Origin of the sequence: Kitasatospora sp. NPDC056327 (assembly GCF_042261735.1) — a bacterium.
Classification (GTDB): Bacteria; Actinomycetota; Actinomycetes; order Streptomycetales; family Streptomycetaceae; genus Kitasatospora.
Genome location: NZ_JBHJRC010000359.1, coordinates 1 through 7,837, shown reverse-complemented (window position 1 = coordinate 7,837; position 7,837 = coordinate 1). Strand labels below are relative to the sequence as shown.

Sequence of the window (7,837 nt, the reverse complement as noted above, 5' to 3'; positions counted from 1 at the left end):
CCCTCCGAGGAGGGGGCCCGCCCTTTCTGTCTGGCACGAGACGTCGGCTACTCGGGAACGCCCGGGATGAGGCCGTCGCCCTCCGCCCGCAGCAGCCGGCGGACGTCGTCGATGGTGGCCTCGGCGTCCGGCAGGATCAGGTCGGACGGCTCCAGGGAGTCGTCCGGCAGCGGGGTGCCGAACCGCTTCACGGCGCCGAGCAGCTCACCGAGCGCCCGGCGGAAGTGTTCCTCGTCCCCCGACTCCAGTGCGGTGAGGAGCTCGTCGTCGAGCTCGTTGAGCCGGTTCAGGTGGGTCTCGCCCACCTCGAACTGTCCCTCACCCATGACCCTCATGATCATGCCGTGCGTCTCCCTGTTCCTGGGGAATGTTCCCGGAGGCGTTCCGGGGTGGAGCTCAGATCACTTGTTGTAGTTGATCCTGGGACCGTCCTGCTGCTGCGGCGCGGCGTCCTGCGGGCGGCCTCCCTGCTCGATCGCCTGCGGGCCGGCGGCCGGGGAGCCCCCGGTCAGCTCGGCCTTCATCCGGGCCAGCTCCAGCTCGACGTCGGACCCGCCGGCCACCCGCTCCAGCTCGGCCTCGATGTCGTCCTTGCGGCCGAGACCGCTGGCGTCGTCGAGCGCGCCGGAGGCCAGCAGCTCGTCGATCGCACCGGCCCGGGCCTGCATCTGCGCGGTCTTGTCCTCGGCCCGCTGGATCGCCAGGCCGACGTCGCCCATCTCCTCCGAGATGCCGGAGAAGGACTCGGCGATCCGGGTCTGCGCCTGGGCCGCGGTGTAGGTGGCCTTGATGGTCTCCTTCTTGGTCCGGAAGGCGTCGACCTTGGCCTGCAGCCGCTGGGAGGCGAGGGTGAGCTTCTCCTCCTCGGCCTGGAGCTGCTGGTACTGCGCCTCCAGCTCGTTGATCTGGGACTGCATGTTCGCCTTGCGGGTCAGGGCCTCGCGGGCGAGGTCCTCCCGGCCGAGCGAGAGCGCCTTGCGGCCCTGGTCCTCGTACTTCGCCGACTGCTGCTGCAGCTGGGTCAGCTGGAGCTCCAGACGCTTGCGCGAGGTGGCCACGTCCGCGACACCACGACGCACCTTCTGCAGCAGCTCAAGCTGCTTCTGGTACGAATAATCGAGCGTCTCACGCGGGTCTTCCGCCCGGTCCAGGGCCTTGTTCGCCTTGGAGCGGAAGATCAGCCCCATACGCTTCATGATTCCGTCGCTCATGGGCCTCGGGTGCCCCCTTCTCCGGCCTGCGGTCTCTATCTCGTTACCAGACACGACGAGTGTATGTGCAGCGAGCCCGTCGCCGCAGTGCACCTGCCTGCAACAAGAGTGCTACAGGTCGGCCCCGGGAAACCTCCTCCGCGGGGTGGATCCCGTTCTCATTCCACCCGCCGGTCAGCGGTGTGATCCCCTACGGGAAACCCCCCGGAAACCCGGGACGGGGCTCCCGGGACGCGATCGATATGCGTTTGGTTCCCGGGGGACCGGAACAAGCCGTCCCGCACCCCGTACGCTGGTGGTGTGTTCCGACGCCGTTCAGATGATGCCGCTGCCTCCGCCGCCGTGCTGGAGAAGCAGGACGAGACGACCCAGCCGCGCGACCCGCAGGCCAAGAAGGGCCGGCCCACGCCCAAGCGCAGTGAGGCCGAGGCCCACCGGCGGACCAGGGTGAGTGTGCCCAAGGACCGCAAGGAGGCCGCCCGCCAGGCCCGCGAGCGGATGCGCTCCGAGCGCGAGAAGCAGCGCACCGCGCTGATCGACGGCGACGAGCGCCACCTGCCGGCCCGCGACAAGGGCCCGGTGCGCAGGTTCACCCGCGACTACGTGGACGCCCGCTGGTCGCTGGCCGAGTTCTTCCTGCCCGCCGCCGTGCTCATCCTGGTGCTGAGCATCGTCAAGGTGCCGGCCCTCCAGCTGCTCTCCACCCTGCTGTTCCTGCTCTTCTTCGTCCTGGTGGTGCTGGACTTCGTCCGGCTCGGCCTCGGCCTGCGCAAGCAGCTGGCCGAGCGCTTCGCCGGGCAGAACACCCGCGGCGCGGTCGCCTACGGCCTGATGCGCATCCTGCAGATGCGCCGGCTGCGACTGCCCAAGCCGCAGGTGCGGCGCGGGGAGAAGCCCTGACCGCCGAACCGGTGGACTCCGGCTGGGCCCCTCCCGTCTGGGACGGGCCCGGCCTCTACGCGCTCCCCGGGCAGGGCGGCGGCGGCCACGACCGCTTCGCCCAGGAGCGCGGCGGGTACGAGACGGCCGGGCACGAGCGGCGGCTGCCCTCCCGCAGCGGCTCCTTCGCCGGCGGCGCCGGGCCCTCCCCCGGCCGGTCCGGCTCGCTGCGCAACCTCGTCCGGCAGGAGATGGTCGCCCGGCAGCTCGTCGAGCAGCTGACCGGCCGCACCGCGCAGCGCGTCCTCGACATCGGCTGCGGCCAGGGGACCCAGGCGCTGCGGCTGGCCCGGGCCGGCCACTACGTCACCGGCATCGACTCCGACCCGGTCGCGCTCGGCACCGCCCAGGAGACGCTGGCCGGGGAACCCGCCGAGGTCCGGGAACGGGTCCAGCTGCTCATCGGCGACGGACACCAGTGCGGGCGCTGGTTCGGGGCCCGCAGCTTCGACGTCGTGCTCTGTCACGGCGTGCTGATGTACCTGCCCGACCCCGATCCGATGATCGCCTCGCTGGCCCGGCTGCTCGCCCCCGCCGGACTGCTCTCGCTGGTCGTCCGCAACCGCGACGCGCTCGCCCTGCGGCCCGCCGCCGCCGGCGACTGGCGGGCCGCCCTGGACGCCTTCGAGAGCGACCGGTACTACAACCGGGTCGGGCTGGCGGCCCGCGCCGACCGGATCGGCGACCTCGCCGTCACCCTCTCCGAGGTCTCCGTGCCGCTGCGCCACTGGTACGGCGTGCGGGTCTTCACCGACAGCGCGCCCGACGACGCGGCCCCGCCGGTGGACGGCCGCCAGCTCGCCCAGCTGCTGGAGGCCGAGGAACGGGCCGGCCGCACCGACCCCTACCGGCAGGTCGCCGCGCTGCTGCACGTCGTCGGGATGAAGTAGCCGCGCGGGGCCGGCCGGGACCGGCCCCGGCGCCCGTTCAGCCCTCGTGCAGGCTCATCGTGTAGATCTCGCGGTCGTCGTCCAGCAGCACGGCGCGGTCCACGCCGTCCTCGGCCAGCTGCTTCCAGTTCTCCCCGATCCAGGTCTCCGCGTCCCCCTGGCCGGCGAACTCCTCCGCCTGCCCGTCGTCCGGGGCCACCACGGTGCCGTCCGCCTTCTCGTACCGCCACGTCCAGACCATGCCCGGCTCCTCCCGCCGACGACCAGCGATGCGCTGTGCTGCGCACCCTAAGCCCTCAGGTTGCCCGGCGGGATCTTCGATATGCGCGGTGCGCGAGGATGGGACGCATGACAGCTGACACCCCGCTCCCCCGCACCCTCCTCCTCGGCGGCGCCCGGTCCGGCAAGTCGACCAGGGCCGAGCAGCTGCTCGGCCACCACGACGACGTGCTCTACGTCGCCACCGGCGGCACCCGGGACGGCGACGCCGAGTGGGCGCAGCGGGTCGCGCTGCACCGGGACCGGCGGCCGGCGGGCTGGCGCACCGCCGAGACCTGCGACCTGGAGGCCGTGCTGGCCGACTCCGGCGACCCGGCGCCGGTGCTGGTCGACTGCCTGGCGCTGTGGCTCACCGCCGTCATGGACGAGTGCGGCGCCTGGGACGACGCGGTCTGGGCGGACGGCGGCGAGGCCGCGGTGCAGCGGCGCTGCGACGCGCTGGCGCGGGCCTGGGAGGGCACCCGGAGGCCGGCCGTGGCGGTGAGCAACGAGGTCGGGATGGGTGTCGTCCCGGCCACCGCGGCCGGGCGCCGCTTCCGCGACACCCTGGGCCGGCTCAACATGGCGGTCGCGGACGCCTCCGAGCGTGTGCTGCTGGTGGTGGCGGGGCAGGTTCTCACCGTCAAGCCCGCCGTTGGCTGAACGCCGGCGACGTGTAGCCTTCCGGACGATGGACACGACCGTGGATCTCGATACGTTCTCCTCGCTCGTCGAGCGCCCCGACGAGAGCGCCCGGCGCGCCGCCGAGGAGCGGTGGCAGGAGCTGGACCGGCCGCCGGGCGGCCTCGGCAGGCTGGAGGAGCTGGGCGCCTGGCTGTCCTCCGTGCAGGGGCGCTCGCCCGTGCGGCCGCTGACGGCGCCCAAGGTGGTGCTGTTCGCCGCCGACCACGGGGTGGCCCGCCTCGGGGTGTCCCGGCTGCCCGTGCAGGGCGGCACCGCGGCCCGGGTGCGCGCCGTGCTCGACGGCACCGCACCCGTCGCGCTGCTCGCCCGGCGCTTCGGCGCCGGGGTGCGGGTGGTGGACGTCGCGGTGGACGCCGACGCCGCGGACTTCCCCGGCGAGGTGACGGCGCACCGGGTGCGGCGCGGCTCCGGCCGGATCGACACCGAGGACGCGCTGACCCCCGAGGAGACCGTCAAGGCCTTCCGGGCCGGCATGGCGGTCGCCGACGAGGAGGCCGACGCCGGTACCGACCTGGTGGTGCTGGGCGACCTCGGGGTCGGCTCGACCACGGTGGCGGCGGTGCTGGTCGGCGCGCTCTGCGGGACGGACGCGGCGGCGGTCACCGGGCGCGGCTCGGGCATCGACGACCGGGTGTGGATGGTCAAGTGCGCGACGGTGCGGGACTCGCTGCGGCGGGCCCGGCCGGTGCTGGGCGACCAGCTGGCGCTGCTGGGCGCCACCGGCGGGGCCGACTTCGCCGCGATCACCGGGTTCCTGCTGCAGGCCGCGGTGCGCAAGCTGCCGGTGGTGCTGGACGGCGTGGTCTCGGCGGCCTGCGCGCTGGTCGCGCAGCGGATCGCGTTCCGGGCGCCGGAGTGGTGGCGGGCCGGGCAGACCAGCGGTGAGCCGGCCCAGGCGAAGGCCTACGACCGGCTGACGCTGACGGCGCTGCAGGAGCAGGGCATCACGATGGGCGAGGGCGTCGGCGCGCTGATGGCGCTGCCGCTGCTGCAGGCGGCGGCGGACACGCTGGCCGACGAGGTGCCGGCGGTGTTCGTGTCGCTGGCCCCGAAGGAGCCGGCCCGGCTGCCGACCGCGGCGGAGCTGCTGGGGAAGCTGTAGCCGCAGGCGCGGTGGAAGGGGGCCCGGATCCCGTCGGCGCGCGACGGGACCCGGGCCCTTCCGCTGCGCGGTGTTCCGTCCCGGCGCCGCCGGGCGGGCGGGGTCCGAGGGGTCTGTGGGTGGTGGGTGTGCGGGACGGTCTGCGGTTCGCGTTCGGGACGCTGTCGGTGCTGCGGGTGCGGGTCGAGCGGTGGGACCGGGAGGCCGGCGGGCGGGCGATGGTCCTCGCGCCGCTGGTCGGGCTGGTGCTCGGGGCGCTCGCGGCGGGTGCCGGGGCGCTGGTCGCCTGGCGGGCCGGCGGGCCGCTGGGGGCGGTCGCGGCGGTCGGGGTGCTCGCGGCGCTCACCCGGGGGCTGCACCTGGACGGCCTGGCGGACGTCGCGGACGGCCTGGGCAGCGGGAAGCCCGCCGAGGACGCCCTGCGGATCATGAAGCAGTCGGACATCGGACCGTTCGGCGTGCTCACCCTCGTTCTCGTGCTGCTCGCGCAGGTCACCGCGCTCGCCGGGCAGTTCGCCGCCTCCCCGCTGCGCGGCGCGCTCGCGGTGCTCGCGGCGGCGGTGGCCGCGCGGTGCGCGCTCGCCTGGGGGTGTCTGCGGTCGGTGCCGGCGGCCCGGCCGGGCGGGCTGGGCGCGATGGTCGCGAGCACGGTGACGCCCGCCGCGGCCCTCCTCTCGACGGGCGCGGCGGCGGCCCTGCTCGCCGTCGCCGGGCTGGCCGACGGGGCGTCAGCCGTCCTGCTGCCCGCGGCGGTTGTGCTGGGGACGGCCGGCGGGGGGCTGCTGCTGCGGCGGTGCGTCCGGCGCCTGGGCGGCGTCACCGGGGACGTGCTCGGCGCGATGGCGGAGACCGCCGCGACCGGCGCGCTGCTGGCACTCGCGCTGCTGCGCTGAGGAGGACGGCGGAGCGGCCGCACCGAAAGGCGGTACACCGGGCGGCGCGTGATCCCAGCATGCGGACTACCATGCGGGGAGCACCGCAGCCCTGCACCGTCGCAGGTCCTGCCCGTCCGGCGCACGTTGCGGCGCCGGGGCCTCTGGTGTGCGCGACCGCCGGGTCGGTGGGCGCGCGCAGCCAGGGGTCCCGGGTCCGGCGGACACCGGCGGTCGGCCTGGCCGGCGGTTCCGGGCTGCACCGGTGCGGCACTCGCGCCGCGACCGGTCGTGGACCGCGAAAGAACAGGACGCATTACGTGACTGCATTGTCTGTGAGCACCTCCTCCGCCGCCTCGCTGCGCGCGGACGCCCTGGTGATCGGTGTGGCGAAGGGCCCCAAGGGCATCGTGGTGGCCCCCGGTGCCGAGGCCGTGGCCGAGGCGTTCGAGGGCAAGCTGACCGAGGTTCTCGGCACGCTGGGCGCGACCGGCGCCGAGGGCGAGACCGTCAAGGCGCCCTCCCCCGCCGGCCTGAAGGCCGCGCTCGTGCTCGCGGTCGGCCTCGGTGACGCCGCCGAGGGCGGGTTCGAGCTGGAGGCCCTGCGCCGCGCCGCCGGTGTCGCCGCCCGCGCCCTGGCCGGCGCCAAGAAGGCCGTGCTGGCCCTGCCGGCCGAGTCGGCCGACGAGGTCGAGGCCGTCGCGCTGGGCGGCCTGCTCGGCGCCTACGCGTTCGGCACCTACAAGAACGGCAACGGCGGCAAGGAGCCGGTCGGCGAGCTGCTGCTGCCGGTGGCCCGCAAGGGCAGCAAGGACGCCAAGGCCGCCGTCGAGCGCGCCCTGGCGGTCGGCGAGGAGATGAACCGGGCCCGCGACCTGGTCAACACCGCGCCGAACGACCTGAACCCGAAGTCCTTCGCCGCGATCGTCCAGACGGCCGGCAAGGAGCACGGCCTCAAGGTCGAGGTGCTGGACGAGAAGGCGCTGGTCAAGGGCGGCTTCGGCGGTCTGCTCGGCGTCGGCACCGGCTCGGTCAACCCGCCGCGCCTGGTGAAGGTGGCCTACACCCACCCGAAGGCCCGGGCCTCCCTGGCGTTCGTCGGCAAGGGCATCACCTACGACTCGGGCGGCATCTCGCTGAAGCCGGCCGGCCACAACGAGACCATGAAGTGCGACATGGCCGGTGCCGCCGCGGTGTTCGCCGCCGTCGTCGCCGCCAAGCGCCTCGGCCTCCAGGTCAACGTCACCGCCTGGCTGGCGCTGGCGGAGAACATGCCGTCCGGCTCGGCCACCCGCCCGGGCGACGTGCTGCGGATGTACGGCGGCAAGACCGTCGAGGTCCTGAACACCGACGCCGAGGGCCGTCTGGTGCTGGCCGACGCCATCGTGCGGGCCGGCGAGGAGAACCCGGACGTCATCATCGACGTGGCCACCCTGACCGGCGCCATGATGATGGCGCTGGGCAACCGCACCTTCGGTGTGATGGCCAACGACGACGACCTGCGCACGGCCCTGCACGCGGCCGCCGGCGAGGTGGGCGAGCAGTCCTGGCCGATGCCGCTGCCGGCCGAGCTGCGCAAGGGCATGACCGAGTCGACGATCGCCGACCTGGCCAACATGGGCGAGCGGATGGGCGGCGGCCTGGTGGCCGGTCTGTTCCTGAAGGAGTTCGTGGCCGAGGGCATCGAGTGGGCGCACCTGGACATCGCCGGTCCGGCGTTCCACGAGGGCGCGCCGTTCGGCTACACCCCCAAGGGCGGCACCGCCTCCGCGGTGCGCACCCTGGTGCGCTTCGCCGAGCAGAAGGCGGCGGGCGGCAAGGCCTGACGGCCGGGCACGACCGAGGGACGGGGTCCGGCGC

General features: G+C 74.5%; 8 protein-coding genes and 1 pseudogene. 6 read left to right on the top strand and 3 right to left on the bottom strand.

Annotated features, from left to right (window positions below; all coding sequences use genetic code 11):
• Positions 1-47: 47 nt before the first annotated feature.
• Both ACFCX4_RS32615 and ACFCX4_RS32610 read right to left on the bottom strand, forming a co-directional pair.
• Entirely contained in the window at positions 48-341 is a 294-nt protein-coding gene (locus ACFCX4_RS32615; RefSeq protein ID WP_376150445.1) for a hypothetical protein, read from the bottom strand.
• Between the two features lie 60 nt (positions 342-401).
• On the bottom strand, positions 402-1,211 hold the full coding sequence (locus ACFCX4_RS32610; RefSeq protein WP_376150443.1) for a PspA/IM30 family protein: 810 nt from the start codon (positions 1,209-1,211) through the stop codon (positions 402-404).
• Between the two features lie 300 nt (positions 1,212-1,511).
• Between ACFCX4_RS32610 and ACFCX4_RS32605 the strand changes: the two genes are divergently transcribed.
• Both ACFCX4_RS32605 and ACFCX4_RS32600 read left to right on the top strand, forming a co-directional pair.
• Positions 1,512-2,111, top strand: coding sequence for a DUF3043 domain-containing protein (locus ACFCX4_RS32605; protein WP_376150441.1), 600 nt, complete (start codon positions 1,512-1,514; stop codon positions 2,109-2,111).
• A 230-nt stretch (positions 2,112-2,341) separates the two neighbouring features.
• Complete coding sequence (locus ACFCX4_RS32600) at positions 2,342-3,040, top strand: class I SAM-dependent methyltransferase (RefSeq protein ID WP_376150447.1); 699 nt, start codon at positions 2,342-2,344, stop codon at positions 3,038-3,040.
• 37 nt (positions 3,041-3,077) lie between these two features.
• Here ACFCX4_RS32600 and ACFCX4_RS32595 read toward each other — a convergent pair whose 3' ends face one another.
• Complete coding sequence (locus ACFCX4_RS32595) at positions 3,078-3,281, bottom strand: hypothetical protein (RefSeq protein WP_376150439.1); 204 nt, start codon at positions 3,279-3,281, stop codon at positions 3,078-3,080.
• Positions 3,282-3,412: 131 nt separating this feature from the next.
• On the opposite strand from ACFCX4_RS32595, the pseudogene cobU reads away from it, so the two are divergent.
• The 4 genes and pseudogenes from cobU to ACFCX4_RS32575 all read left to right on the top strand — a co-directional run.
• Positions 3,413-3,961 (top strand): annotated as a pseudogene (gene cobU, locus ACFCX4_RS32590) (bifunctional adenosylcobinamide kinase/adenosylcobinamide-phosphate guanylyltransferase); the annotation flags it as partial.
• Positions 3,962-3,989: 28 nt separating this feature from the next.
• Positions 3,990-5,105 carry a nicotinate-nucleotide--dimethylbenzimidazole phosphoribosyltransferase gene (locus ACFCX4_RS32585; protein ID WP_376150437.1) on the top strand — a complete coding sequence of 372 codons (1,116 nt, stop codon included), beginning with the start codon at positions 3,990-3,992 and terminating at the stop codon, positions 5,103-5,105.
• Positions 5,106-5,224: 119 nt separating this feature from the next.
• Positions 5,225-5,998, top strand: coding sequence for an adenosylcobinamide-GDP ribazoletransferase (locus tag ACFCX4_RS32580; protein ID WP_376150435.1), 774 nt, complete (start codon positions 5,225-5,227; stop codon positions 5,996-5,998).
• 299 nt (positions 5,999-6,297) lie between these two features.
• On the top strand, positions 6,298-7,803 hold the full coding sequence (locus tag ACFCX4_RS32575) for a leucyl aminopeptidase (protein WP_376150433.1): 1,506 nt from the start codon (positions 6,298-6,300) through the stop codon (positions 7,801-7,803).
• Positions 7,804-7,837: the final 34 nt, after the last annotated feature.

Bases quoted from the DNA above. Each gene is read 5' to 3' on its own strand.
- ACFCX4_RS32595 (WP_376150439.1), bottom strand. From the start codon at position 3,281: ATGGTCTGGACGTGGCGGTACGAGAAGGCGGACGGCACCGTGGTGGCC.
- ACFCX4_RS32610 (WP_376150443.1), bottom strand. From the start codon at position 1,211: ATGAGCGACGGAATCATGAAGCGTATGGGGCTGATCTTCCGCTCCAAG.
- ACFCX4_RS32615 (WP_376150445.1), bottom strand. From the start codon at position 341: ATGATCATGAGGGTCATGGGTGAGGGACAGTTCGAGGTGGGCGAGACC.
- ACFCX4_RS32600 (WP_376150447.1), top strand. From the start codon at position 2,342: ATGGTCGCCCGGCAGCTCGTCGAGCAGCTGACCGGCCGCACCGCGCAG.
- ACFCX4_RS32585 (WP_376150437.1), top strand. From the start codon at position 3,990: ATGGACACGACCGTGGATCTCGATACGTTCTCCTCGCTCGTCGAGCGC.